The sequence below is a fragment of the Prevotella mikamonis genome, from assembly GCF_055381405.1.
The window spans coordinates 1396790-1421385 of sequence record NZ_AP035785.1 but is presented as its reverse complement, the minus strand read 5'-3'; the positions used below and the strand labels follow the sequence as shown (position 1 = coordinate 1421385).

Below are 24596 nucleotides of genomic sequence, written 5' to 3'. Positions count from 1 at the left end.
AGAGAGAGGGGGTGGGTGATTATTTGCCAGCTTGGAAAGCCTTCCAGAAATCGGGTACACCGTATCCCATAATGGTATTGGGATGAAGGGAATTATTACCACTCTTACGTATCAAGTCAATGATTTCAAGCGCAGTCTTATCGGGGAGTGCTTGCCATAGACAAGCTGTCATGCCTGCAATGAGTGGCGCTGAGAAAGAAGTGCCCATGTCGTTGATGATAGTTCCGCGACCTGATATGACGGTAGTGGGACTTCCGTAAGCCATAACGTCGGGTTTGATGCGACCGTCTGCCGTCGGGCCTACGGCACTGAAAGCCGCATTAAGACCATTGGGACTGATAGAACCCACGGTTAATATATCTGTTGCATCGGCAGGGAAATTAATCTTCTTCCATGTTCCCATACCGTCGTTCCCCGCGCTGTTGACAAGGACTATACCCTTGCCGGCCAGCATGGATGCAGTATGTGAGATGAGTGTTTGTTGTCCGTCAAGTTCCTGGTAAGTATGATTGGTGGTGCGATCGTCAAAATCATGAAAGCCCAACGAAGAGTTGATGACGTCTACACCGGCCGAGTCGGCATATTCGACAGCTTGCGCCCAATAGTCTTCTTCGGCCAGACTCTCTGTATATTGGTCTTCACAACGAATTAGTATATACGATGCGTCGGGGGCAGTACCCTTGTATGCGCCGGCTTGATTGGCTGCCATGGTCGATAAGACCATAGTTCCATGATCCAGTTCTGAGAATATATCTCGGCTTCGAGGAACAACAAAGTCGGCTAATCCTGCTAGTTTTATACCATGGAGCACAGGAATTTTGTCTACGTTCATGAAGCCGGCATCAAGCACTGCTATTACTTTGCCCTTACCTGTATAGCCAGCTCGGTGCATCTGGATGCCGTTCAGCGCCTTGATTTGGTCCTCGGCCATTCCGTAAGGATTGTGCGAAAGGGTATCCCATCGGTTGAAATCTTTTTTGAAATTGACGCGTTGGGATGGTTCGATGGAGTCGGGCGAGGAGAATACATGACGTATGTCGCGAATGAAAGGAAGACCTTTCAGACAATCAATCTGCGATACCTTGTCGCATCGTACAAGCACCGAATTGTTCCATTTGCTCTTACCGACGATTTCAAGCCTGTGTTTTCGAAGTGCTTGAATGTAGACCTGACTCACTGGGAGGTCGGTAGAGTCGATGGCAATGTGCTGCCGTTGGCGGCGCATGATAGCCCGTGGAGAGAGAAAATCTTCTGGATGATGAATGGTAAATTGTGTTCCCTGTTTATCTGTAAATGAAACTCGGAACATAAAACATTTACCGCCGGGATAGGAAACTTTATGTGATTCGTAGCCTTTTGCAGCTGTCTGTAGGCTCGTTATCATCATGATAACCATTAGCGATAAATACTTTCTCATGCCGAATTTACTGATATTTAGACTTGCAAAAATAATTAAAACCATTTGAAACACAAAAGAATATATTGCTTTTTCAATAAAAACGCATGAGGGCGATAGTACGTGTGTTATTTTTTTTGTAACTTTGCAACTATGACAATCGGTACAGATAATAAGTCAGCAACCCTTGAATTAGGCACTCAGCCGGTGGGGAAACTTCTTTGGCAATATGCTTTGCCCGCCATTATAGCGATGACGGCAGCGTCGTTGTACAACATTATCGACCGTATATTTATAGGGCAAGTGGTTGGACCTATGGCCATTTCGGGCCTTGCCATCACGTTCCCGTTTATGAATCTATCGGCTGCTTTCGGTGCAGCGGTGGGCATAGGCTCGTCTACGGCAGTCTCGGTGAAGTTGGGACAAAGAGACTATGAGTCGGCAGAGAATATCCTTGGCAACACAGTAACGCTGAATTTGTTGGTCGGTTGTTTCCTGACGGTCGTGTGTCTGCTATTCCTAGATCCGATACTCCGATTCTTTGGGGCTAGTGACCAGACCCTCCCTTACGCGCGGAGCTTCATGCAAATCATTCTGTTGGGAAACGTATTTACGCACATGTACTTTGGTATGAATGCCATGTTGCGTGCAGCCAGTAAACCCAAGGTAGCCATGATGGCCACTATTATGACGGTGGTGATGAACGTGTTGTTGGATGTCGTCTTCATCTGGTGGTGGCATTGGGGAATTCGTGGTGCTGCTTTAGCCACGATACTGTCACAGGCCACGGTACTGGTGTGGCAGCTGAAGCTGTTTAGTAACAAGAATGAACTGTTGCACTTGAAGCGTGGTATCTATCGATTGAAGGCCGACTTGGTGAGGAATATCATCGGCATCGGTATTTCTCCATTTCTGATGAATGTATGTACTTGCATCATTGTCATCTTCATGAACAATCAGTTTGTCCGCTATGGGGGCGATATGGCGGTAGGTGCGTACGGCATAGCTAACAGTGTTGAAACTGTATTTGTGATGTTTGTCATGGGTATCAACCAAGGTATGCAGCCTATTGCAGGATATAACTACGGTTCACTACAGTTCGACAGGATGCTGCGCGTGTTGAAGCTCTCGGTATTGGGAGCTACTGCCATCACCTTTGTGGGATGGGTAGTGGCCATGTTCTTGCCCCAGATGTGTGCCCGTTTGTTTACGGCAGATGTCACCCTGATAGATAAGGCGGTCCATGGTTTGCGTATCACGATGTTGGTATTCCCGATTATAGGATACCAAATGGTGGTGACGACATTCTTCCAATGTATCGGCAAAGTGAAGATTAGTATTTTCCTTTCGTTATCCCGACAATTATTATTCCTGCTACCTTTGTTGGCTGTATTGCCACCATTCTATGGCATCGACGGTGTGTGGGCATCGCTACCTGCATCCGATTTCATTGCAGCGGTTGTGGCTGCCTGGATTATGATAGTCTACATGGGGAAATTCAAGAAGCAATTTAACGACTCTATACATGAAAAATAAGCATCTCATCATCAATATAGGACGCCAGGTTGGAAGCGGTGGTCGCATCATAGCCGACCTTTTGGCCAAGGAATTTGAATGTACGCTCTATGATAAGGGAATCCTGAATCTGGCTGCAAAGGAGAGTGGGTTCTGCGAGAAGTTCTTTGAACAGAATGATGAGCAGAAAGGCTTTATGCGAGCATTGTTTCATAGTCATGTACCGATTTTAGGAGAAAGTAACTTCTATCGGAACAATATTTCGCAAGAAAGTCTGTTTCAATTTCAGAGCGATGCCATCAGAAAGGCGGCCGAGCAAGGCAGCTGTGTGTTTGTAGGACGTTGTGCCGACTATGTATTGCGAGACCGCGAAAATACGGTCAATGTCTTTATTACAGCCGACATGGACGAGCGGGTGCAGCGTGTATGCGACCGTAAGAATATAACGAAGGGAGAAGCCCGCAAGCTGATAGAGTATAAAGAGAGCGAACGGGCATCGTACTACAATTACTATACAGGTAAGAAGTGGGGGCATAGCACTTGTTACGACCTATGTGTCAACTCATCTCTGTTGGGGATAGATGCTACCGTGGAGTTGATTGCCCACTATATTCGCAAACGTTTCAACCTCTCTGAGACAGCAGAATAGCATGAAGAAGATAGGAATTATCAGCGATACACATGGCTATTGGGACGAACAGTACTTGAAGTATTTCGAACCTTGTGATGAGATATGGCATGCCGGCGATATTGGCACAACGGAGATAGCCGACCGATTGGCTGCATTCCGTCCTCTGAGAGCTGTTTGTGGCAATATAGATGGTGGAGATTTGCGATTGATGTTTCGCGAAACACTCCGTTTCAAATGCGAAGATGTGGATGTGCTGATGAAGCATATAGGGGGATATCCCGGCAATTATGACTGGTCAATTCGTAAAGTTATCTACGCTTCACCGCCCCAACTGTTTATCAGCGGACACTCGCATATCCTGAAAGTGAAGTTCGACAAGTCGCTGAATCTGTTGCATATTAATCCCGGAGCAGCCGGAATGCAAGGGTGGCATCACGACCGTACCCTCGTAAGGCTCACCATTGAGGGTAGTAAGTTCACCGATTGCGAAGTGGTGACGTTGGGAACTAAAGGTTGAATATAGAAACAATAAAATCATTATATAATCATTTAAAAATTAGGATTATGAAAACTTATCTCGTTACCGGTGCCGCAGGTTTCATAGGAGCAAACTTTATTAAATACCTGCTTGACAAGAAGTACAAGGAAGAGGAAATTAAGATTATTGTCTTGGATGCCCTGACCTATGCCGGGAATTTGGGTACGATTAAGGATAATATAGATAATAAGCGATGCTTCTTTGTGCGTGGTGACATCCGCGACAGGGAATTGGCTGACAAGCTGTTTGCCGAAAACGACATCGACTATGTTGTCAATTTTGCTGCCGAAAGTCATGTCGACCGTTCTATTGAAGACCCACAGCTTTTCCTTTCTGTCAATATTCTCGGCACACAGAACTTGCTTGACGCAGCTCGTCGGGCTTGGGTTACGGGGAAAGACGAGCAGGGTTATCCTGTCTGGAAACCCGGTAAGCGTTTCCATCAGGTAGCTACCGACGAGGTGTATGGTTCTCTCGGTGCCGAAGGATTCTTCACAGAAGAGACACCGCTTTGCCCCCATAGTCCCTATAGTGCCTCAAAAACGAGTGCCGACCTCTTTGTCATGGCTTATCATGACACCTATCACATGCCAGTGACCATCACTCGTTGTTCTAATAATTACGGTCCTTATCATTTCCCGGAGAAACTGATTCCATTAATCATCAACAATATATTGGAAGGCAAGCAGCTACCTGTCTATGGTAAGGGCGATAATGTACGCGACTGGTTGTACGTAGAAGACCATTGCAAGGCTATCGACATGGTTGTGCGTGAGGGACGCGACGGCGAGGTCTACAATGTGGGTGGACACAATGAAATGAAGAATATCGACATTGTGAAGTTGACTATTAAGACTATCCACGATATGATGGCGGAAGATAAGAATCTTCGTCAGGTGCTGAAGAAGCAGGAGCTTGATGAGAACGGCGAGATTCGTATAGATTGGATTAACGATGATTTGATTACGTTTGTGTCCGACCGTCTGGGGCACGACCAGCGTTATGCCATTGACCCAACCAAGATTAAGAACGAGTTGGGGTGGTATCCTGAGACCATGTTTGCACAGGGAATTGTGAAGACTATCAAGTGGAATCTGGAGAATCAGCAATGGATTCAGGAGGTGACTAGCGGCGATTATCAGAAGTACTACGAACAAATGTACGGCAATAGATAACGATGGCAACAGACAATCAGGCTATAGATGCGGTAGGGGCAGAGCTTCATGCCTTCCTTATTCAGTTGGGGAAAAATCCCGATTGTGTCAGTCATAAAACGGCACACTACGTGGAACACATTCTCCACCTGCTGAATATAGACGATGAAGAAATCTTGCTCCACTTCTATGGACTCTTCAATCATCGGCAGGAAACCCTGAAAGCGTTGGCCGACGAGCGTAAGATGCCGATGGAAGAATTGGCTGCACAGATAGCAAGTCATCTGCGACGGTTGGCTATTACGCCTGAGTGGCAAATGGTGAAGAATCTGATACATCCTCAATAACCTATATATAACGTCATGACAATGAAGAAGATTATGTTGCTAGGTTCTGGAGAACTAGGCAAGGAATTTACGATTGCGGCCAAACGTGCCGGTCAATATGTGATAGCATGCGATAAGTACGACAATGCGCCGGCCATGCAGGTAGCCGATGAGCGCGAAGTGTTTAGCATGCTCGATGGCGATGCCTTGGCTGCCATAGTAGCTAAACATCGTCCCGACATCATTGTACCGGAGATAGAAGCTATCCGCACCGAGCGGCTATTCGACTTCGAGGCGCAGGGCATACAAGTCGTGCCTAGTGCGCGTGCCGTCAACTTTACGATGAATCGTAAGGCTATTCGCGACCTTGCTGCCCAGGAGTTAGGCATCCGTACAGCCAGATATTTCTATGCGACGACCTACGATGAGTTTAAGAAAGCTGCCGATGAGATAGGTTTCCCCTGTGTCGTCAAGCCGCTGATGTCGTCAAGTGGGCATGGCCAGAGCATCGTTCGGAGTGCCGATGAGCTGGATGCTGCCTTTCACAATGCGATGGAGGGGAGTCGTGGCGACGTTAAGGAAATCATCGTAGAGGAGTTTATACACTTTGAAAGCGAGTTTACCCTGCTTACCGTCACCCAGAAAGATGGGCCGACATTGTTCTGTCCTCCTATCGGGCATGTACAGCAGAGTGGCGATTATCGCGAGAGCTGGCAGCCTTATGCCATTCCCGATGAAGCTCTGAAAGCTGCCGAGGAGATGGCCGACAAAGTGACTAAAGCACTGACGGGAGCAGGAATCTGGGGCGTGGAGTTTTTCCTGACCAAGGACAAAGAGGTTATATTCTCAGAATTGTCGCCTCGTCCGCACGATACCGGTATGGTAACATTGGGACATACCACTAATTTGAGCGAGTTTGAATTGCATTTCCGTGCAGTCATGGGGCTTCCTATTGCAGGTATACATCTGGAACATTACGGTTGCTCGGCTGTGGTTTTGGCAAAGGAAGAGGCCGACCATGCACCGGAGTTCAATCTTGTAGATGCGTTGAAAGAAGACTATACACGCGTCCGAATCTTTGGAAAACCCGACCAGCATGTAGGGCGTCGTATGGGGGTAGTGCTCTGCTACGGCGAGATAGGCTGCGACATGGATGCCCTGCGTAGTAAAGCCAAGCGTCTGGCTGCAACGATTTTATGATTCTTTCCCACTTCTCTCCTGTGGGGAAGCAGATTTAAAACAGTTTTTAATGGAAATAGGTAAACTCATCAATTTACAGAAAATCAGAGACCTCCGTGGGAATCTTACTGTGGCACAAAAGGGCGACATTCTCCCTTTTGTGCCACAGCGCGTTTATTGGGTTTACGATATTCCGAGTGGCGGATGCCGCGGTGGACACGCCCACAAGCAGTGTCAGGAAGTCATCATAGCCGTGAGTGGTTCGTTCGAAGTGTCGCTCGACAACGGGAAGGAACAACAATCTTATTTCCTGAACAATCCCAATCAAGGTTTATTGGTCGATACCGATATCTGGCGCACACTCGAAAAATTTTCTTCGGGAGCCGTTTGTCTGGTCTTGGCGTCAGACCCTTTTGACGAAACTGACTACATTCGGGAATACGATGAATATATCAATTACGTGAAATGTTTGAAATAAAGCGATACAGTCCGGCAATGAAAGAGGTGTGGGATGGTTTTGTCAAGGCGTCCCGCCAAGGCACATTCTTGTTTCTGCGCGATTATATGGACTATCATCGTAATCGTTTCTCCGATTTTTCTTTGATGGTTTATTCAAAAAAACGACTCTTTGCCGTGCTGCCGGCTAATCGCGATGGCAACACGCTTTATTCTCATCAAGGACTTACCTATGGCGGTCTGCTCACACAATATCAGGCCACTGCACAATCCGTTTGCGATGTTTTTCAGTCTGCCAATGACTATTTGCAGCGCGAGGGTATTTGCCGTGTCGTCTACAAAGTCATTCCGTGGATTTATCATCAGATACCTTCAGAAGAAGATTTGTATGCCCTGATTCATGTCTGCAAGGCGCAGTTGATAGCCCGTGATATATCCAGTACCCTGTTTCCATCTGCCAATCTCAGGTTTGCAGAATTGCGACGTCGGGGTTGCCGTAAGGCTTTGCAACATCAACTGGCGATAGAAGAGACCTCTGATTTCGCCCCATTTTGGGATGTTCTCAATGCCAATTTGCAATCAAAGTATCACACCGCACCTGTACATACGTTGGAGGAGATGGGCCGACTCAGGGAATCTTTTCCTCAGAACATCCGCCTTTTTGTAGCCAGGGAGGCTGGCGAAACACTTGCCGGAGTGCTTGTCTATGTCTCTTCTCAGGTGGTTCATGTACAATATATTTCTGCTTCTCCGCGTGGCAAGGCCCTGGGTGCACTGGATTTATTATTCGATGTGCTCATTCACCACACTTTCAAAGATATGCCTTATTTCGATTTCGGTAAGTCTACAGAGCAGCTTGGCAACTATCTGAATACCAATCTCATTTTTCAGAAAGAAGGATTTGGTGGTCGTGGTGTCTGCTACGACTGGTATGAGTGGCAACTTTAAACGAATGGAAGTATGATACCGTTTCTCAGTTACAAAGAAGTGAATGCACCCTATGAGGCTGAAATCCGACAGGCTATTGACCGTGTGGTCGAGAGCGGATGGTACTTGCAAGGTGCGGCTACACGACGATTTGAAGAGCAATATGCCGAGTACATCGGGAGTCGGTATGCTATCGGCTGTGGCAACGGACTGGATGCGTTGACACTCATATTCCGTGCCTATATCGAATTGGGACTGCTACGCGAAGGCGACGAGGTCATCGTGCCGGCCAATACTTATATCGCTTCTATTTTGTCTGTTTCGCGTTGCCGGCTCAAACCTGTATTGGTAGAGCCAGATATAGAGACATTGCAGATAGACGGAACGACAGCCGAGCATGCCATTACGCCCCGTACGCGTGCCATTCTCATCGTCCATCTGTATGGGCGTTGTGCTTATACAGAGCAAATCGGAGAACTTTGTCGAAAGCATCCTCTGTTGTTGATAGAAGACAATGCCCAGGCTCACGGCTGTATGTGGCATGGTAGGAAGACAGGCACATTCGGCCATGCAGCTGCCCACAGCTTCTATCCCGGCAAGAATCTTGGTGCTTTGGGTGATGCCGGTGCTGTTACGACCGATAACGAAACTCTGGCCGACTGTGTCAGGACACTCGGCAATTACGGCAGTAGTCGCAAGTATGTGTTTGACTGGCAAGGGGTGAACAGTCGTATGGACGAGATTCAAGCTGCTGTTCTGTCAGTCAAACTGAGATATCTGGATGAGACGAATGCCCGACGCAAGACCATCGGCCATTTCTACGAAACCCATATCGACCATCCGAAAATCCATATTCCGCGCACACAGGCTGACAATGTATATCATCTCTTCCCCATATTGTGCGAAGAGCGCGATGCCCTACAAGAATATTTGCTGGCTCATGGCGTGGGTACGATGATTCATTATCCCATTCCTCCGCATCGGCAGAAATGTTACTCGGCTTGGAATCAGCTCAGTTTCCCCGTCACCGAGCAAATCCATAGGCAAGAGTTAAGTCTGCCCCTTCATCCTGCTTTGACCGATGAAGAAGTGGAAGAAGTGGTTAGGGTGGTCAATTCCTACCCTCGCGAGTGACAGGGAAAGAATAGGAAAATTGCCCGATGTGAGCGGAAAATCTTCGATTATAAGAATGACGAAAGCCCACCAAAGGAGACAGGTTATACTCCTTTGGTGGGCTTGTTCATACACCTTGATTTACTGCCGTGGCTTTGCAGCGTTGGTGCTGAGCCTTTGCAGCGTTGCTGTTAGGCTTGGTCAGTAATGTTGAATGGGCCTTGCAGTAAATCGAGGAAGCTGCCTGGGTGATGCCAGATAGATACTATTTTAATCTAAGATGACTACCGTCACGCTGCGGGCTGCCTGTGCTCCCATGACAAGAGACTGCTCGATGTCGGCCGTCTTGGACGGTCCGCTGATGAAAGTACCGAAGTTGTACTGCTCGTTCATCTTGATACGCTTGTAGGCATCGTGCATGTTGTTGACGATATTTTGGCGGTCCAACACAATGACCAGGTTTTCGGAGATAAACATGATGGACTTCTCTTTCATAGTCTGGGGTATCCATACACACGCATTCTCGGCTACGCCTATCTCTCCTTGGATGATGCCGACGTCAGTACCGTTGAGATCTGCTGCCTCGGCAGCGGTGTCGGGATTCTTCTGGGCGATGGTGATAGCCGGCAGATTACTGGCAAATACCTTGGCTTCGGGATAGGCCCGACGTACGATTTCATTCAGGTCGTCGGTCTTCTTGGCTTCAACCACCTTTCCACCCACGGTGATGGTCATGTCGATAAACTGCTTGACGGTATCCTCGTAGCGGATGCCGTCGATATTCATATCGGGCATGTCAAACTGTTCTTTTGTATTGGAACGTAGCTTGGCAAATAATTCTTCCTTCTTCATTTCTATATTCGTTTAGTCACGGAAACAGGTTATTTCACTTTTCCTTCTTTCCATAATTCGTGGAAAGATTTCTTGGCAAACTCTGGTTTGGCATGTCCGATACCCCACGGATTGAGTCTCTGGAAATGGGTGAGAGCTTCCGGAATGTAGTTGGCTAGTGGTGCAAACTTCAATGCCGTGGTATAGAGCGTGGGCGAATTGAACAGCACTTTCATGCCTGTAGACATGGTCTTCTTCATCGGGTCGGCCTTGCCATATCGGTCGAGACGTTGACGCCAGAAGTAGATTTGGCTTCCCGGATTGACATGGGTGGGGCATACATTGTCGCAACTCAGGCACAATGAGCATGCACTGACATTGTCGCTGTACTTCTGTGGATTCTTCAGCATACCCAGATTGACACCGATAGGGCCGGGGATGAAGTAGGTATAGCTGTAGCCACCCGAACGGCGATATACAGGACAAGTGTTCATACAAGCACCACAGCGGATACACTTCATGCTTCTCCAGTGTTCTGCGTCGGCAAGCATATCGCTGCGCCCGTTGTCCACAAGAATCACGTGCATCTCGGCACCCGGACGGGCTTGGCGGAAATGAGAGGTGTAAGTGGTGGTGGGCTGACCTGTTCCGCAACGGCAGAGCAGACGCTGGAATACAGCCAGGGAGTCGTAGTCGGGTACTAGTTTCTCGATACCCATCGACACGATGTGCAACTTGGGCATTGAGGTTGTCATGTCGGCATTGCCCTCGTTGGTGCAAACCACGCAGTCGCCGGTGCTTGCCACACCGAAGTTGCAGCCCGTCATGCCGGCTTCGGCTTCCATGAATTCCTCACGGAGATGGTAGCGTGCGCAGCGTGTCAGGTAGGTTGGGTCGTAGTTTCCAATCTCTTTGCTGATGCCTTTTTCCTCGAACATGCGCCCCACCTCTTCACGTTTCAGGTGGATAGCCGGCATCACGATGTGGCTGGGAGCTTGGTCGAGCAGCTGGATGATGCGCTCGCCGAGGTCGGTCTCTACCACGTCAATGCCACGTGTCATCAGGTAATCGTTCATGCCACACTCTTCGGTAAGCATGGATTTGGATTTCACCATCTTCTTTACCTTGTGGCTTTCAAGGATTTCGAGAACGGTCTTGTTGAATTCTTCGGCATCTTTGGCCCAGTGTACGATGACACCTCGGCTCTCCAGATTCTTGGAGAACATGTCCAGGTAGTCTGCCAGATGAGTGACGGTGTGTTTCTTGATATCGCTGGCATGTTCGCGCAAGTCTTCCCATTCGGGCAGTTGCTTGGCCATGTTGTCTCTCTTGGTACGTACAGACCAGAAAGTCTGGTCGTGCCATGTAGTTTTTTCCACATCCTTATTAAATAAGGTGGCGTTTTTGGAATGAAGTGTGCTCATAGTCCTGCTGCTAAGATTTCTGCTACATGAATGAATTTGATAGGTTTCTGTTCGCGCTTGGCAATGCCTTGCATGTGCATCAGGCACGAACTGTCTGGGCCTGTGATGTACTCGGCTCCGGTAGCCATGTGGCGAGCAATCTTGTCTCGTCCCATGCGGGTAGAGACTGCCGGCTCTTCCACGGCGAACATTCCGCCAAAGCCGCAGCATTCGTCTGAGCGTTCGGGTTCTTTCACCGTGATACCTTCTACAAGGTTCAGTAAGTCTACGATTTTATTGTATGGGGGAATATTTCTCTCAGTGGGCGAAGATAGTCCCAGTTCACGTACGCCGTGACAACTGTTGTGTACACTCACCACATGGGGGAATTTGCTGGGCAGCGACTTCACTTGAATGATGTCGTGGAGAAATTCCACAATGTCTTTGATGCGGGTAGAAGTGACGCATTCGTGTTCGCCTTTGAGAATTCTGGGATAGAATGTCTTGACGAAGGCTGCGCATGAAGCAGAGGGAGCTACCACATAATCAAAGGCCTTGAACATGTCTTCAAACTTCATGGCCAGTGGTTTGGCCATGTTCTCGAACCCGGCATTGGCCATAGGCTGGCCACAGCATGTCTGCTTGACAGGGTAAGTTACGTCTAGTCCCAAATGGGTCAGTAACTTATAAGTAGCCACTCCTGCTTCAGGATACAGGGCGTCTACATAACAAGGTATAAATAAACCTATCTTCATATTGTTATATTGTTCGCTAAATCAACTTATCGCTTACAAATTTAATTAAAATATTAATATCTTTGTCAAGACATGTTATAAACTTTGGGGCGTTGTATTTATTTAACTTGAATGGGAGTTCTGCATCGGATTCACATTCGGGTAGTAAGCATGTTATTTCGTATTTTTATTTGGTTTTACGTGGGAATTTAACTACTTTTGCGACGATATACACGTAAAACCGAACAATAGATATATTAATTTTATGACATTGAAAATCGTTGTACTTGCCAAACAAGTACCAGACACAAGAAATGTAGGCAAAGATGCGATGACTGTCGAAGGGACCGTTAATCGTGCTGCCTTGCCCGCAATCTTCAATCCTGAAGATTTAAACGCGCTGGAACAGGCCCTTCGCTTGAAGGACCAGTATCCGGGTTCTACCGTTGGTGTACTGACAATGGGTCCTCCTCGTGCAGGCGAGATTATCCGCCAAGGACTCTATCGCGGTGCTGATACGGGTTGGTTGTTAACCGATAGGTTGTTTGCCGGTGCTGATACGCTGGCTACGAGCTATGCCTTGGCCACAGCTATCAAGAAGATTGGTGGCGTGGATATTGTTGTCGGTGGTCGTCAGGCCATTGATGGTGATACGGCACAGGTTGGTCCTCAGGTGGCTCAGAAACTGGGCTTGAATCAGGTGACATACGCTGAAGAAATCCTGAAAGTAGAGAATAGCAAGGCAACGATTCGTCGCCATATCGACGGTGGGGTGGAAACGGTAGAAGCACCGCTGCCTGTAGTAGTGACAGTGAACGGAAGTGCTGCTCCCTGTCGTCCTTGTAATGCAAAGTTGGTGATGAAGTATAAGTATGCTACATGCCCGATGGAGCGTAAGGGTGATGAACCTTGGACGGACTTGTATGCCGAGCGTCCTTATCTGACATTGAATCAATGGTCGGTAGCCGACGTTGACGGCGATGCAGAACAATGTGGTTTGAGCGGTTCTCCTACGAAGGTGAAATCGGTTCAGAACATTGTGTTCCAGGCGAAAGAAAGTCAGACACTGACGGCTAGTGACAGCGATGTGGAAGGTCTGGTGAAGGAATTGTTGAACGAAAAGATTATTGGATAAGTGATTGGGTTTTTGGGTTGCCGACCTTTATCGGTGGCACGAACTCATCAACTCATAGACTCAAAGACTTGATCATTATGAATAACGTATTTGTATATTGTGAGATTGAAGGCACGGAAGTTGCTGAGGTGTCTCAAGAATTGCTGACCAAGGGTCGCAAGCTGGCTAATCAGTTAGGGGTAGACCTGCATGCCATTGTTGCCGGAACAGGTATCAAGGGTAAGGTTGAAGACCAGATTCTGCCCTATGGTGTGGATAAATTGTTTGTGTTCGACGCAGAAGGACTTTTCCCTTATACCTCTGCTCCACACACAGATATACTCGTCAATCTGTTTAAGGAAGAAAATCCGCAGATAGCTTTGATGGGTGCAACGGTGATAGGACGTGACCTCGGTCCACGTGTTTCTTCTTCGTTGACCTCGGGACTGACTGCCGACTGTACGCAGTTGGAGATTGGCGACTATGATGATAAGAAAACCGGGAAGCATTATGAGAACATGCTTTACCAGATTCGCCCTGCCTTTGGTGGTAACATCGTGGCTACTATCGTGAATCCTGATCACCGTCCCCAGATGGCAACGGTTCGTTCGGGCGTGATGCAGAAGGCAATCTACGACGGTCAGGCTAAGGGCGAAGTGGTATATCCCGATGTTGCCAAGTACGTGCCGGAGACCGACTATGTGGTGAAAGTGATTGATCGCCATGTGGAAGCTGCGCAAAACAACCTAAAAGGCAGTGCTATCGTAGTGGCCGGTGGTTATGGTGTTGGCAGCAAGGAGGGCTTTGACCAGCTCTTCCAGTTGGCTAAAGAGCTTCATGGAGAAGTAGGTGCTAGCCGTGCAGCTGTGGATGCCGGATGGGTAGACCACGACCGCCAGATAGGTCAGACAGGTGTCACGGTGCATCCCAAGGTGTATATCGCTTGTGGTATCTCTGGTCAGATTCAGCATATTGCAGGAATGCAAGATGCGGGTATCATCATCTCTATTAACAATGATCCGGACGCTCCAATCAATAAAATAGCCGATTATATCATCAATGGTACGGTAGAAGAGGTAGTTCCGAAGCTCATCAAATATTACAAACAGAATAGCAAATAATAAATGAATCGGAGATAACCGGAGTTATTGGGATTTAATCGGCTTGTCGGCCGACGGAAGTTAACAGATTGATGTCTTATGGCGAATAGTTTCACCGATATTATTGCATGGAAAGAAGCACACAACTTTGTGTTGCGTGTATATGGGATTACAAAAGGGTTTCCTGATATAGAGAAATTTGGACTCACCTCGCAATTCCAGCGTGCAGCAGTATCTATTGCAGCAAATATATCGGAGGGCTATCGTAAACTGTCCAAAGCAGATAAATTAAGGTTCATGAATATAGCTCAAGGAAGTTTGGAAGAATGTCGTTATTATATTATTCTTTCACATGATTTGGGATATATCAATGAAGAGAAATATCTGGATTTGAATAATCAGATTGAAAAGACAAGTTGGTTTCTCAATGCTTATACTAGAGGCATCTTGGAGAATCATGCTTTGCGGAAAGAGCAGGAGAATCAATCATAGATAAGCTGTTGTCGGTTAACTTTGGCGCATAGCGCCTAACTTCAAATAATTTCAGTTACCTACCATAAACGAAAATAACATGGCAAATTATTATACAGACCATCCAGAGATAGGATTCCACCTGAATCACCCTCTGATGAAACGCATTGTAGAACTCAAAGAACGCGACTTCGTAGAGAAAGAACAGTTCGAAGATGCACCCGTTAACTATGAGGATGCAATCGAAAACTACAAGCGCATTCTGGATATTACAGGTGATGTTGCAGCTAATATCATCGAGCCAAATTCCGAAGATGTAGACATAGAAGGACCACACTTGGAAAACGGGCGTATGATTTATGCGAGCAAAACGTATGAGAATCTGGATGCAACACGTAAGGCCGGACTGTGGGGAATCTCCATGCCACGCCGCTTTGGCGGACTCAATCTGCCCAATGTAGTGTTCTCTATGCTCTCTGAGATAATCTCTGCTGCCGATGCAGGATTCCAGAATATATGGAGTTTGCAGAGTTGTATAGACACGCTCTATGAGTTTGGAACGGAAGAGCAGTGCCAGAAATACATTCCGCGTATTTGTGCCGGAGAGACCATGTCGATGGACTTGACCGAACCGGATGCCGGTTCTGACTTGCAGCGTGTAATGTTGAAGGCTACATTCGATGAGAAAGAGAACTGCTGGAGACTCAATGGTGTGAAGCGTTTTATCACTAATGGCGATTCTGATATCCATCTGGTACTGGCCCGTTCGGAAGAGGGAACACACGATGGACGCGGACTTTCCATGTTCATCTACGACAAGCGCGACGGTGGAGTAGATGTACGTCATATCGAGCATAAACTCGGTATTCATGGTTCGCCGACCTGTGAACTTACTTACAAGAATGCAAAGGCAGAGTTGTGTGGCAGTACCCGTCTGGGTCTTATCAAGTATGTGATGGCCTTGATGAACGGTGCTCGTCTCGGTATTGCAGCACAGAGTGTCGGCGTAGAGCAGGAAGCCTATAATGAAGGACTCGCTTATGCCAAGGACCGCGCACAGTTTGGCAAGAAGATTATTGAATTCCCGGCTGTTTATGACATGCTTTCACGCATGAAAGCTAAACTGGATGCCGGTCGCTCATTGCTTTACCAGACGGCGCGCTATGTGGATATCTACAAGGCGCTTGACGATATTTCGCGCGACCGCAAGCTCACTCCCGAAGAACGACAGGAACAGAAGAAGTATACACGTCTGGCCGATGCGTTCACTCCTTTGGCCAAGGGTATGAACTCGGAGTACTCCAATCAGAATGCCTACGACGCCATCAGCATTCATGGTGGTTCCGGTTTTATCATGGAATACAAGAGCCAGCGCCTGTTCCGCGACGCTCGTATCTTCTCTATCTATGAGGGTACTACGCAGTTGCAGGTGGTTGCCGCCATCCGTTATATTACCAATGGAACTTATCTCGGTATCATGAAAGAAATGCTGGAAGCCGAAGTTTCCGACGCTTTCAAGCCTTTGCAGGCTCGCACAGCTAAGCTCGTAGCTCTCTACGAAGAGGTATTGGAGAAGGTGAAGGCAGCCGATAATCAAGAGGTTCAAGACTTCTTGGCCCGTCGCTTGTATGATATGACAGCCGACGTTATCATGTCATTGTTGATTATCGACGATGCTAACCGTGCTCCGGAACTTTTTGCCAAGAGCGCCAATGTGTATGTTCGCCATGCCGAAGAAGAAGTTTGCGGTCATGCAGCATATATTAATAACTTTGATGCAGACTGTCTCGAAAGTTTCCGTGTCGCAGAATAAGTAAGCTCGGTAGTATATATAAAAAAGGTATATTTCCTCATCCGCAGAGGGAATATACCTTTTTTGTTTCTCCGGTAGAATCATGGTGAATGTTAAAAAACTACATTTTCCCTGTTCTACATGTCTTCTTCATTGCGATTTTTTTTACCTTTGCCGTGTATTTATAGATATTTCAAAAATTAGAGAAGATGAAAAGTTGCAAGTTTTTATTGCTATCCTTAGTGGTATCTATGTTGATGGCTTCTTGTGGAACCACATCAACGGTGCCAATTACTGGGCGTAAACACTCTTTGATGGTGTCGGATGCCGAGGTCTTAAGTTTGAGCAAACAAGAGTATACCAAATTCATGAAGACTGCCAAAACCTCTACTGATGCTGTGAATTCGGCGATGGTCAAGCGGGTAGGGCAGCGATTGGCCAGTGCCGTAGAGAATTATTTGCGTAGCAATGGTATGGCTTCTGAAGTTCAGAACTTCGCTTGGGAATTCAATTTGGTACAAGATAAATCGGCCAATGCGTTCTGCATGCCCGGCGGTAAGATTGTTGTTTACGAGGGACTCCTCCCATATACGCAGACCGAGGACGGTCTGGCTATTGTCTTGGGGCATGAGATTGCCCATGCCGTAGCTAAGCACAGCGCCGAGCAGATGTCTAAGAAGATGCGCCAGCAGTATGGTACACAGATAGGTGGCAGCGTACTTTCTGCCATTGGATTGGGTGATGTGTCGGGTATTGCTTCTGCCGTTGCCGGACAATATTTCTCATTCCGCAATCTGAAGTATTCGCGCGACAACGAGACTGAGGCCGACCATATGGGCTTGATATTTGCCGCTATGGCCGGATACGACCCACAGGTGGCCATTCCGTTCTGGAAACGTATGTCGCAAGGCAAGAGTGGTGGCAGCGATATGTTCAGCGATCACCCCTCCGACACCAAGCGTATCGCAGCGTTGCAACAGCAGATGCCGGAGGCTTTGAAGTATTACCGGGCATCGGGAGCAGCTGTCAGAAGTATAAATATCGGTTCTGCCACGACCCCTAAGACCACGAAAAAGGCTACTTCCAGAAAGACTACTGTCAAGAGTAAGAAACGCAGATAATTGGCAGCAAGGATTGCCAAACCAAGAAATGGAGCTATAGTCATAGGATTATAGCTCCATTTTTTTGTAGTCAAAAATCTTTTCATTATCTTTACGGTCGACAAATCATTATCACAGAATAAGCTATGATAGAATACTTTGTACAGCATTTATGGCTCTTTTGGACCATCATTGTCTTCGTGTGTTTAATCCTTGAACTTACTTCGGGCGACTTTTTTATTACCTGTTTTGCTATCGGTGCATCCGTGGCGTGCGGTGTGAGTCTTCTCGATTTGCCTTTCTGGGTACAAGTCTTGGTATGGGCCGTTGCCTCTGTCATGAGTATCTGGCTCATCCGGCCACATCTGGTAGCTCGCATACATGCCGGTGCCGACGAGCGGTTGAGCAATGCCGACGCCTTGATAGGGCGTGTGGGGCGTGTCAGCGAGACAATCGTAGCCAGTGCATCGGGCAGGGTAAAGATAGACGGTGACGACTGGAAGGCCGTTGCTCCGGGCATATCCGAGGATATTGCAGTGGGGAGTAGGGTGAAAGTTGTGTCGCTCGACAGCATTATCCTGACCGTAGAACCAGTGGACTAATTTTATTTTCAAACTTAATATCTATCAAATTATGACATTTACATCAATTGTACTGATTGCTATTGTTGTCTTGGCACTTATCTTTGTCAAGATGGCTGTGGTCATTGTTTCGCAGAGCGAGACGATGATTATAGAGCGTCTGGGCAAGTACTATGCTACACTTAAACCCGGAATCAACGTCATTATTCCGATTATTGACCAGTCGAAGACCATCGTAACAATGACCCGCGGTATGTATCGGTATTCCAATACCATTGATTTGCGCGAGCAGGTGTACGACTTTGCCAAGCAGAATGTGATTACGAAGGATAATATCCAGATGCAGATTAATGCTCTGCTGTATTTCCAGATTGTCGACCCGTTCAAGGCTGTGTACGAAATCAACAATCTGCCCAACGCCATAGAGAAGCTCACGCAGACCACGCTGCGTAATATCATCGGCGAATTGGAACTCGACCAGACGCTGACCAGTCGAGATACCATCAATACCAAGCTGCGTGCAGTGCTCGATGATGCTACCAATAAGTGGGGTATCAAGGTGAACCGCGTGGAACTCCAGGACATCATTCCGCCCGAAAGTGTGCTTCAGGCTATGGAGAAACAGATGCAGGCAGAGCGTAACAAGCGTGCCATGATTCTTACAAGCGAGGGCGACAAGCAGTCGCAGATATTGCAGTCGGAGGGTGAGAAGGCAGCCACCATCAATCGGGCTGAGGCCGACAAGCAGCAGGCAATACTTCGAGCAGAAGGTGAGGCACAGGCCCGAATCCGTAAAGCTGAGGCCGAAGCTGTGGCTATTCAGAAGATTACAGACGCTGTCGGACAGAGCACCAATCCAGCCAACTATCTGCTTGCTCAGAAGTACATTGCCATGATGCAGGAACTGGCTGCGGGCGATAAGTCAAAGACCGTGTACCTGCCTTACGAGGCTACCAACGTGATGGGCAGCCTGGGCGGTATCAAGGAATTGTTCAAAGGCGAGTAACCTCAGGACGATATTATCATAACAGAAGCCGGAGTAAACATCCGTCTGTCTCCCTGCATGGGTGAGGACAGCAGATGTTTGCTCCGGCTTTTTGTGTATATACGTGTCGTCAGACAATCTCTGCACCGAGCGAATGCTCGAAATGTCCGAGTGCCCAAGCATGTCCTTGCGGATTGAAACTGGCCACAGCGGCTTGGTGAACGACGATTCTAAATCCTAGATTGTATGCGTCTACAGCGGTGTGGAGTACGCAGATGTCGGTACACACCCCTACCAGATGTACTTCTTCGATACCGCGCACACGTAGTTGCAGTGCCAGGTCGGTGTGTGCAAAGGCCGAATAGCGCGTCTTGTCGAGGTAGTATACATTCTTGTCATGCTCGATGGTACTGTAATATTCGCCGAGTCGTCCGTAGAGTCGGCGTCCTTCAGTTCCTTCCAGATTGTGGGAAGGGAAGAGCTTGTTCTCCGGATGATATTCGTCATTGAGTTTGTGCAGGTCGATGGCGAATACGACAAACTCGCCGTCGTCGTGGAACTGTTGGGTAATGCCGACGATGGCAGACTCTATTTGCTGTCCTGGTACGCCGCAGGTCAGTTTTCCGTCGGTAGCCACGAAGTCGTTTGTGTAGTCGATGTTGATTAGTGCTTTCTTCATGTCTCTATGTTTTTGTTTGCGGATAAGTTTTTACAAAGTTAGTCAATAAACCGAACAATCGAGCATGGCAGACCATGTAATTTGCTTGCTGGCATGAATCTTCTCCCTTGTTCCTGCTCTAATCCCTGCTAAATATTTATCTTTGCAGTGCAGAATATAAGGTTCTTACAGGCAGCATCCCACAGGTCTTATCCTTTGGCATGTTCAGGATAAGGTACAGGGAACTCTTTGCTGCCATCACAAAAAGAAAATAGTAAAAAAACGTTTTAACAACTTTAGTATATGAATATTTGTATTGTCGCCGGCGCTCGTCCCAATTTTATGAAGGTAGCCCCCATTGTCCATGCCATTCAGCGGGCAGCGAAAGAGGGGAAGGATATTGATTTCAAATTGGTTTATACCGGTAGCGAGGGCGATTCCACGCTTGAACCGTCGTTGTTTGCCGACTTGGAGATAGCTCCTCCCACCATATATCTGGGTGTAGACTGTGAGAATCTGAACGAACTTACGGGGCAGGTGATGTCGGCATTTGAGAAGTATCTGGATGCGAGTCCGGCCGATGTGGTCATCGTCGTAGACGATTTGGCTTCAACGATGGCGGCCGCCATCGTTACCAAGAAGCGTGGGGTGTGTCTGGCCCATTTGGTTGCAGGCACGCGTTCGTTCGATATCAATATGCCCAAAGAAATCAACCGATTGGTCATCGACGGCTTGAGCGACCTGCTTTTCACTGCCGGTATGGGTAGTAACAGTATTGCTACACGTGGCGGAACAGAGAATGCACAGGTGTATATGGTCGGGAATATCCTGATGGATACGCTGCGTCTGAACCACGGGAAGGAGCAACGCCCGGCTATTTCAGATGATTTGAGGGATGGGGAGTATCTGATGTTTACACTCAACCGCAAGGCACTCATGGCCAATGAGGAAAATCTGAAGCTCATGTTGGCCCGCCTGATAGAGGAGGCACAGTCGTTGCCCATCGTAGCTCCGTTGCGTGGCATGGCGGCGAAGGTGGTAGAGGCTTGTCTGCCCGCCAGTGCCGGAGGATTTAAGATAGTAGAACCGCTGACATACTTGGAATTCGGTTATCTCATGGAGCATGCCAAGGGAGTGATTACCGATTCGGGCAATGTGGCCGAAGAGGCTACCTTCCGCCAGATACCGTGCATCACGCTTAACAGCTATACCGAGCATGCAGAGACCGTCAAGGTGGGTACGAATGTCTTGGTGGGCGAAGATGCCGAACTCTTAGCCCAGTCTGTTCGTGGCATGGTGCGTGGAGAGTGGAAGAAGGCCGGTATTCCCGAGCGGTGGGATGGGCGCAGTGCCGAACGCATCGTACAGATACTGCTCGATATGAAGTGCTAGTCGGAGGATTTCCAGTTTATCCTGTCTGGCATCTAAGGTATTGTTCCCGAAGCCCAAAGACTTATGGACTTTCAGTCTTAAAAACTCAGTTCGTTTACTGCAAGGCCTCCGCAGTATCGCTGCAAAGCCCGAACAGAAACACTGCAAAGCCTAGTCAGCAATGCTGCTAAGGCCTTGCAGTGTTTTAATTGACAAGTATACGGGTAAACGAGCAGACGGGGCTATGAGGTACAGGTGGAGAAGTTGGGGACTATGTGAAGTCAATCAGTGCTGGTTGTAAGGTCTGGATAGGGCGATTTTGTATGGAGAGTCGGAGGGAGAACAGCGTATTTGGTGGGTGATATAGATATGCTGTAAATGGATGGAAAATAACCAATCGTGCTGTAAAATGGTATGTTTGAGTTAATAATTGTTATAAAAAGATGCTTTTCTCCTTACATTATTTGTATATGATTAAATAATTCGTACATTTGCAATGTGTTTTTCATAGTATTAGATTTAAGGTTAACAAGGTTGGAGTACGGCGGTACTCCTTTTTTAATGTCTTGATGTTAACCCCTTGCATTGCGAGTTGTTACAAACTGCTTGTTGTCTGCTTTATTTCTTCTTGAACTTCCGATAGAGTTTCCATCCGAGTATGATACCATCGAAGAGTCCTGCCCCGGTGCTCATAAGCCCGGAGAAACGCTTGGACGGAGTGGATGAAACCATCTCTTTGGGTGCATGGAACAGGTCGTTCCAGAGTATTTTGATGCGCTTGTCATCGTTCTGTATCTCGTTGAGCAAAACCTCTTTGCGCAGTCTGATATCGCTTAGTGAGCGGAATGTCTCCGTGGGTTGGTTTTGATGGTCGATGTGCATAATATGATTATTTAGACATGAGAAGGCTTGCCAGGAAGCGTACAAGCGGACGTTCTATCCATGCCTTTCTGAATGCCACAAATAAAATGAGGATAAAAATGTAGACACCTGCTACCAGGCCGAAAGCTCCTACGCTGCCCAAGGCTGGCTGCAAGGCGTAGGCAAGGGCGAACGACAGGTAGATGAGAGCCAACAGAAGCAGCAGGGCGAAAGCCGCTGCAATGGCGATAACGGTGAACAGGCGTACTATCTTATCTATTACATCGAGCTTCACGTATTCGCTCTGAAGCCCGATGTAATGTTTGACAACCTCTACGAGCTGTCCGATGTTGTCGATGTTTCTGTCGTTAGAAAACATGTACTCCTTATTCTGTAACGGTGCTGGCGTCCTTGATGTCGTCTACCAAGTCGTCTACTTCCTTACGTGTGAGTTTGATGTTGTGCTTCTGGCAGAAGTCGTCTACAGTTTCGGCAATCTTGTTGCGAGTGTCTGTTCCCTTCTCTGGAGCCATGAGTAAGCCGAGTGCTGCGCCTGCAATAGCGCCACCCAGGAATGCTCCGATATAACCTAATGTCTTCATAAGCTTGTTTTTAAATTAAACGATAAAAATGTATTGGGACAAATATAGTAAATGTTTTGTGACTGCAAACTGTGTCCTAGGTGATTTTTTGTTAAATACCCTGTATTCAAACGATTTAACAATCTTTATGCGGGCTAAACTTCTGATTTCGTCGGATATTTTGTAATTTCGCAAGATAATATTAGTAACGAGCAATTAAGTTTAATCGTCTAAACAATTAAGAAATATGAAGAAGTATATGGTTGCATGTGCCGGACTTTGTGTGGCATTGGCTTTTACAAGTTGTAAATCGAGTGAGAGTGCTTACAAGAAGGCTTACGAAAGGGCTAAAGCACAGGAACAGACAACGACCGAACCAGAGACAACGACTCCGACAGTGACACCCGTAACCCAGCAGCCTGTAACCCAAGCAACGGTTGTGGACAATGCTGATAATGCAGTCGTACGCCGTGAGAATTATGCTGTGGTGAGCGGTCCGGCTATCAACGGTTTTGGTGTGGTGGTTGGCTCATTCTCTTTGAAGGCTAATGCCGAAGGACTTCAGAGCACTTTGCAGTCTGCCGGTTATACTCCGTCAATCGTATTGAACAGTGAGCGCGGTATGTATCGCGTCGTAGCAACATCTTTTGCATCTAAGAGTGATGCTGTCCGTAGTCGTAACGACTTGCGTAGTAAGTACCCTGATGCGTGGTTGCTCTTTAAGAAGTAAACCATACATATATTGAGTGGGACGTATACTTGCTATAGATTACGGTAAGAAACGTACAGGGCTTGCAGTCACCGATCCGTTGCAATTGATAGCTAATGGATTGGCGACTGTTTCTACGTCTGAGCTATTCGACTATCTCCAGCAGTACATCGGGCGTGAGCCGGTGGACCGCTTGGTTATAGGCAAGCCCATGCAGACCAACGGATTGCCGAGCGAAAACATGCAGCGTGTACAGCTGTTTGTCAATCGTTGGCGCAATGCCCACCCTGAGATACCTATCGACTTTTACGACGAGCGGTTCACGTCTGTATTGGCTCATCGCGTATTGATAGAGAGTGGAGTGGGGAAGAAGGTCAGGCGGGAAAACAAAGGACTTGTAGACGAAATCAGCGCGACTATCATCTTGCAGGATTATATGTCGAGCCGTGGCCTGTAAGGCTATATAGACACAGAGATAACAAACTAAAATTAGAACGAGAAAGTGATTTTACCCATTTATACTTATGGTCAAAGTGTGCTTCGACAGGTGGCAGAAGACATTACACCTGACTATCCGGAGCTTGACCAACTGATTGCCGACATGTTTGAAACCATGACCGCTAGCGAGGGGGTGGGACTTGCTGCACCGCAAATTGGCAAGCCCATACGTCTGGCAGTGATAGATTTGGACGTGTTGAGCGACGATTTACCTGAATATAAGGATTTCAGGCGTGCTTACATCAATCCGCATATCCTGGAGATAGACGAAACCTCCGAGAAGGTAACGATGGAGGAAGGATGTCTCTCTATACCGGGAATTCATGAGGGAGTGCCGCGCTATTCGCGCATCCGCGTGAAGTGGATGGATGCCGACTTTACGGAGCATGAGGAGTGGGTAGAGGGGTATCTGGCTCGCGTTATGCAACACGAATTCGACCATTTAGACGGAAAGATGTTCGTAGACCATCTGACACCTTTCCGCAAGCAGATTATCAGCAGTAAATTGAAAGCCCTTGTCAAGGGTAAGTTTCATTGCGGTTATCGGGTAAAGGTAGCTCGCAAATAAGACC

The 24596-nt window shown here is 47.6% G+C and carries 28 protein-coding genes; 20 read left to right on the top strand and 8 right to left on the bottom strand.

The genetic code is table 11. From position 1 onward, the window contains the following. Positions 1 to 19 precede the first annotated feature (19 nt). Positions 20 to 1417, bottom strand: a complete 1398-nt coding sequence (locus tag ACZ42L_RS06110) for a S8 family serine peptidase (protein WP_464716924.1) — start codon at positions 1415 to 1417, stop codon at positions 20 to 22. Between the two features lie 132 nt (positions 1418 to 1549). Between ACZ42L_RS06110 and ACZ42L_RS06105 the strand changes: the two genes are divergently transcribed. Genes ACZ42L_RS06105 through ACZ42L_RS06065 form a run of 9 tightly spaced genes read left to right on the top strand, consistent with a single transcriptional unit; the run spans position 1550 to position 9256 of the window. Continuing rightward, positions 1550 to 2932, top strand: a complete 1383-nt coding sequence (locus ACZ42L_RS06105) for an MATE family efflux transporter (protein WP_464707047.1) — start codon at positions 1550 to 1552, stop codon at positions 2930 to 2932. Beyond that, on the top strand, positions 2922 to 3560 hold the full coding sequence (locus tag ACZ42L_RS06100) for a cytidylate kinase-like family protein (RefSeq protein WP_464716923.1): 639 nt from the start codon (positions 2922 to 2924) through the stop codon (positions 3558 to 3560). The genes ACZ42L_RS06105 and ACZ42L_RS06100 overlap by 11 nt, the downstream gene beginning before the upstream one ends. Position 3561: 1 nt before the next feature. Next, positions 3562 to 4059: a metallophosphoesterase family protein gene (locus ACZ42L_RS06095; protein WP_464701463.1), complete on the top strand. Its 498-nt coding sequence runs from the start codon at positions 3562 to 3564 to the stop codon at positions 4057 to 4059. A gap of 47 nt (positions 4060 to 4106) precedes the next feature. Further along, entirely contained in the window at positions 4107 to 5255 is a 1149-nt protein-coding gene (gene rfbB / locus ACZ42L_RS06090; RefSeq protein ID WP_464701462.1) for a dTDP-glucose 4,6-dehydratase, read from the top strand. 2 nt (positions 5256 to 5257) lie between these two features. Next, the gene (locus ACZ42L_RS06085; protein WP_464701461.1) at positions 5258 to 5581 is read left to right on the top strand and encodes a histidinol dehydrogenase; all 324 of its coding nucleotides are present in this window, start codon (positions 5258 to 5260) and stop codon (positions 5579 to 5581) included. Between the two features lie 21 nt (positions 5582 to 5602). Then, the gene (purT, locus tag ACZ42L_RS06080) at positions 5603 to 6760 is read left to right on the top strand and encodes a formate-dependent phosphoribosylglycinamide formyltransferase (protein ID WP_464701660.1); all 1158 of its coding nucleotides are present in this window, start codon (positions 5603 to 5605) and stop codon (positions 6758 to 6760) included. Between the two features lie 49 nt (positions 6761 to 6809). Next, the gene (locus tag ACZ42L_RS06075; RefSeq protein ID WP_464701460.1) at positions 6810 to 7217 is read left to right on the top strand and encodes a sugar 3,4-ketoisomerase; all 408 of its coding nucleotides are present in this window, start codon (positions 6810 to 6812) and stop codon (positions 7215 to 7217) included. Further along, on the top strand, positions 7205 to 8143 hold the full coding sequence (locus ACZ42L_RS06070) for a GNAT family N-acetyltransferase (protein ID WP_464701932.1): 939 nt from the start codon (positions 7205 to 7207) through the stop codon (positions 8141 to 8143). The genes ACZ42L_RS06075 and ACZ42L_RS06070 overlap by 13 nt, the downstream gene beginning before the upstream one ends. 12 nt (positions 8144 to 8155) lie before the next feature. Next, complete coding sequence (locus tag ACZ42L_RS06065; protein WP_464707043.1) at positions 8156 to 9256, top strand: DegT/DnrJ/EryC1/StrS family aminotransferase; 1101 nt, start codon at positions 8156 to 8158, stop codon at positions 9254 to 9256. 249 nt (positions 9257 to 9505) lie between these two features. Here the strand turns inward: ACZ42L_RS06065 and ACZ42L_RS06060 are convergent, their stop codons facing one another. Genes ACZ42L_RS06060 through ACZ42L_RS06050 form a run of 3 tightly spaced genes read right to left on the bottom strand, consistent with a single transcriptional unit; the run spans position 9506 to position 12224 of the window. Next, positions 9506 to 10087 carry a LutC/YkgG family protein gene (locus tag ACZ42L_RS06060; RefSeq protein ID WP_464707042.1) on the bottom strand — a complete coding sequence of 194 codons (582 nt, stop codon included), beginning with the start codon at positions 10085 to 10087 and terminating at the stop codon, positions 9506 to 9508. 29 nt (positions 10088 to 10116) lie between these two features. Beyond that, on the bottom strand, positions 10117 to 11490 hold the full coding sequence (locus ACZ42L_RS06055; protein WP_464701456.1) for a lactate utilization protein B: 1374 nt from the start codon (positions 11488 to 11490) through the stop codon (positions 10117 to 10119). Continuing rightward, positions 11487 to 12224, bottom strand: a complete 738-nt coding sequence (locus ACZ42L_RS06050) for a (Fe-S)-binding protein (RefSeq protein WP_464716922.1) — start codon at positions 12222 to 12224, stop codon at positions 11487 to 11489. Before ACZ42L_RS06050 ends, ACZ42L_RS06055 begins: the two co-directional genes overlap by 4 nt. 244 nt (positions 12225 to 12468) lie before the next feature. Here ACZ42L_RS06050 and ACZ42L_RS06045 point away from each other — a divergent pair, with 244 nt between their 5' ends. The 7 genes from ACZ42L_RS06045 to ACZ42L_RS06015 all read left to right on the top strand — a co-directional run bounded on the left by ACZ42L_RS06045 (position 12469) and on the right by ACZ42L_RS06015 (position 19367). Then, positions 12469 to 13338 (top strand): electron transfer flavoprotein subunit beta/FixA family protein, encoded by an 870-nt coding sequence (locus tag ACZ42L_RS06045; protein WP_464716921.1) that lies wholly within the window; start codon positions 12469 to 12471, stop codon positions 13336 to 13338. A gap of 77 nt (positions 13339 to 13415) precedes the next feature. Beyond that, a complete protein-coding gene (locus ACZ42L_RS06040) occupies positions 13416 to 14438 on the top strand; it encodes an electron transfer flavoprotein subunit alpha/FixB family protein (protein ID WP_464707040.1) in 1023 nt (340 codons plus the stop codon). A gap of 78 nt (positions 14439 to 14516) precedes the next feature. Beyond that, positions 14517 to 14909, top strand: a complete 393-nt coding sequence (locus tag ACZ42L_RS06035; RefSeq protein ID WP_464716920.1) for a four helix bundle protein — start codon at positions 14517 to 14519, stop codon at positions 14907 to 14909. A 79-nt stretch (positions 14910 to 14988) separates the two neighbouring features. After that, a complete protein-coding gene (locus ACZ42L_RS06030; protein WP_464701451.1) occupies positions 14989 to 16701 on the top strand; it encodes an acyl-CoA dehydrogenase family protein in 1713 nt (570 codons plus the stop codon). A 188-nt stretch (positions 16702 to 16889) separates the two neighbouring features. Next, a complete protein-coding gene (locus tag ACZ42L_RS06025; RefSeq protein ID WP_464716919.1) occupies positions 16890 to 17801 on the top strand; it encodes a M48 family metallopeptidase in 912 nt (303 codons plus the stop codon). A 125-nt stretch (positions 17802 to 17926) separates the two neighbouring features. Beyond that, positions 17927 to 18382, top strand: coding sequence for an NfeD family protein (locus ACZ42L_RS06020; protein WP_464701449.1), 456 nt, complete (start codon positions 17927 to 17929; stop codon positions 18380 to 18382). A 31-nt stretch (positions 18383 to 18413) separates the two neighbouring features. Then, the gene (locus ACZ42L_RS06015) at positions 18414 to 19367 is read left to right on the top strand and encodes an SPFH domain-containing protein (RefSeq protein ID WP_464701448.1); all 954 of its coding nucleotides are present in this window, start codon (positions 18414 to 18416) and stop codon (positions 19365 to 19367) included. 109 nt (positions 19368 to 19476) lie between these two features. Here the strand turns inward: ACZ42L_RS06015 and ACZ42L_RS06010 are convergent, their stop codons facing one another. Beyond that, a complete protein-coding gene (locus ACZ42L_RS06010) occupies positions 19477 to 20025 on the bottom strand; it encodes a cysteine hydrolase family protein (RefSeq protein ID WP_464716918.1) in 549 nt (182 codons plus the stop codon). A gap of 282 nt (positions 20026 to 20307) precedes the next feature. Here ACZ42L_RS06010 and ACZ42L_RS06005 point away from each other — a divergent pair, with 282 nt between their 5' ends. Then, positions 20308 to 21396: a UDP-N-acetyl glucosamine 2-epimerase gene (locus ACZ42L_RS06005; RefSeq protein ID WP_464716917.1), complete on the top strand. Its 1089-nt coding sequence runs from the start codon at positions 20308 to 20310 to the stop codon at positions 21394 to 21396. Between the two features lie 597 nt (positions 21397 to 21993). Here the strand turns inward: ACZ42L_RS06005 and ACZ42L_RS06000 are convergent. Genes ACZ42L_RS06000 through ACZ42L_RS05990 form a run of 3 tightly spaced genes read right to left on the bottom strand, consistent with a single transcriptional unit; the run spans position 21994 to position 22838 of the window. Then, positions 21994 to 22257, bottom strand: a complete 264-nt coding sequence (locus ACZ42L_RS06000) for a hypothetical protein (RefSeq protein WP_464701445.1) — start codon at positions 22255 to 22257, stop codon at positions 21994 to 21996. A gap of 7 nt (positions 22258 to 22264) precedes the next feature. Next, entirely contained in the window at positions 22265 to 22615 is a 351-nt protein-coding gene (locus ACZ42L_RS05995; protein WP_464716916.1) for a phage holin family protein, read from the bottom strand. A gap of 7 nt (positions 22616 to 22622) precedes the next feature. Continuing rightward, a complete protein-coding gene (locus tag ACZ42L_RS05990) occupies positions 22623 to 22838 on the bottom strand; it encodes a YtxH domain-containing protein (RefSeq protein ID WP_464701443.1) in 216 nt (71 codons plus the stop codon). Positions 22839 to 23064: 226 nt separating this feature from the next. Between ACZ42L_RS05990 and ACZ42L_RS05985 the strand changes: the two genes are divergently transcribed. From ACZ42L_RS05985 to def, 3 genes are read left to right on the top strand one after another with little or no spacing between them, the layout of a single operon-like run. After that, on the top strand, positions 23065 to 23547 hold the full coding sequence (locus ACZ42L_RS05985) for an SPOR domain-containing protein (RefSeq protein WP_464701442.1): 483 nt from the start codon (positions 23065 to 23067) through the stop codon (positions 23545 to 23547). Positions 23548 to 23563: 16 nt separating this feature from the next. After that, positions 23564 to 23983 (top strand): Holliday junction resolvase RuvX, encoded by a 420-nt coding sequence (ruvX, locus tag ACZ42L_RS05980; RefSeq protein WP_464701441.1) that lies wholly within the window; start codon positions 23564 to 23566, stop codon positions 23981 to 23983. A gap of 45 nt (positions 23984 to 24028) precedes the next feature. Next, a complete protein-coding gene (gene def, locus ACZ42L_RS05975) occupies positions 24029 to 24592 on the top strand; it encodes a peptide deformylase (protein WP_464701440.1) in 564 nt (187 codons plus the stop codon). Positions 24593 to 24596: the final 4 nt, after the last annotated feature.

Bases quoted from the DNA above. Each gene is read 5' to 3' on its own strand.
- ACZ42L_RS06050 (WP_464716922.1), bottom strand. From the start codon at position 12,224: ATGAAGATAGGTTTATTTATACCTTGTTATGTAGACGCCCTGTATCCT.
- ACZ42L_RS06085 (WP_464701461.1), top strand. From the start codon at position 5,258: ATGGCAACAGACAATCAGGCTATAGATGCGGTAGGGGCAGAGCTTCAT.
- ACZ42L_RS05990 (WP_464701443.1), bottom strand. From the start codon at position 22,838: ATGAAGACATTAGGTTATATCGGAGCATTCCTGGGTGGCGCTATTGCA.
- ACZ42L_RS06110 (WP_464716924.1), bottom strand. From the start codon at position 1,417: ATGAGAAAGTATTTATCGCTAATGGTTATCATGATGATAACGAGCCTA.
- ACZ42L_RS06105 (WP_464707047.1), top strand. From the start codon at position 1,550: ATGACAATCGGTACAGATAATAAGTCAGCAACCCTTGAATTAGGCACT.
- ACZ42L_RS06060 (WP_464707042.1), bottom strand. From the start codon at position 10,087: ATGAAGAAGGAAGAATTATTTGCCAAGCTACGTTCCAATACAAAAGAA.
- ACZ42L_RS06035 (WP_464716920.1), top strand. From the start codon at position 14,517: ATGGCGAATAGTTTCACCGATATTATTGCATGGAAAGAAGCACACAAC.
- ACZ42L_RS06100 (WP_464716923.1), top strand. From the start codon at position 2,922: ATGAAAAATAAGCATCTCATCATCAATATAGGACGCCAGGTTGGAAGC.
- ACZ42L_RS06070 (WP_464701932.1), top strand. From the start codon at position 7,205: ATGTTTGAAATAAAGCGATACAGTCCGGCAATGAAAGAGGTGTGGGAT.
- ACZ42L_RS06015 (WP_464701448.1), top strand. From the start codon at position 18,414: ATGACATTTACATCAATTGTACTGATTGCTATTGTTGTCTTGGCACTT.
- ACZ42L_RS05995 (WP_464716916.1), bottom strand. From the start codon at position 22,615: ATGTTTTCTAACGACAGAAACATCGACAACATCGGACAGCTCGTAGAG.
- ACZ42L_RS06045 (WP_464716921.1), top strand. From the start codon at position 12,469: ATGACATTGAAAATCGTTGTACTTGCCAAACAAGTACCAGACACAAGA.
- ACZ42L_RS05985 (WP_464701442.1), top strand. From the start codon at position 23,065: ATGAAGAAGTATATGGTTGCATGTGCCGGACTTTGTGTGGCATTGGCT.
- ACZ42L_RS06055 (WP_464701456.1), bottom strand. From the start codon at position 11,490: ATGAGCACACTTCATTCCAAAAACGCCACCTTATTTAATAAGGATGTG.
- ACZ42L_RS06005 (WP_464716917.1), top strand. From the start codon at position 20,308: ATGAATATTTGTATTGTCGCCGGCGCTCGTCCCAATTTTATGAAGGTA.
- ACZ42L_RS06010 (WP_464716918.1), bottom strand. From the start codon at position 20,025: ATGAAGAAAGCACTAATCAACATCGACTACACAAACGACTTCGTGGCT.
- ACZ42L_RS06040 (WP_464707040.1), top strand. From the start codon at position 13,416: ATGAATAACGTATTTGTATATTGTGAGATTGAAGGCACGGAAGTTGCT.
- purT (WP_464701660.1), top strand. From the start codon at position 5,603: ATGAAGAAGATTATGTTGCTAGGTTCTGGAGAACTAGGCAAGGAATTT.
- ACZ42L_RS06065 (WP_464707043.1), top strand. From the start codon at position 8,156: ATGATACCGTTTCTCAGTTACAAAGAAGTGAATGCACCCTATGAGGCT.
- ACZ42L_RS06025 (WP_464716919.1), top strand. From the start codon at position 16,890: ATGAAAAGTTGCAAGTTTTTATTGCTATCCTTAGTGGTATCTATGTTG.
- ACZ42L_RS06030 (WP_464701451.1), top strand. From the start codon at position 14,989: ATGGCAAATTATTATACAGACCATCCAGAGATAGGATTCCACCTGAAT.
- ACZ42L_RS06020 (WP_464701449.1), top strand. From the start codon at position 17,927: ATGATAGAATACTTTGTACAGCATTTATGGCTCTTTTGGACCATCATT.
- ACZ42L_RS06075 (WP_464701460.1), top strand. From the start codon at position 6,810: ATGGAAATAGGTAAACTCATCAATTTACAGAAAATCAGAGACCTCCGT.
- ACZ42L_RS06000 (WP_464701445.1), bottom strand. From the start codon at position 22,257: ATGCACATCGACCATCAAAACCAACCCACGGAGACATTCCGCTCACTA.
- rfbB (WP_464701462.1), top strand. From the start codon at position 4,107: ATGAAAACTTATCTCGTTACCGGTGCCGCAGGTTTCATAGGAGCAAAC.
- ACZ42L_RS06095 (WP_464701463.1), top strand. From the start codon at position 3,562: ATGAAGAAGATAGGAATTATCAGCGATACACATGGCTATTGGGACGAA.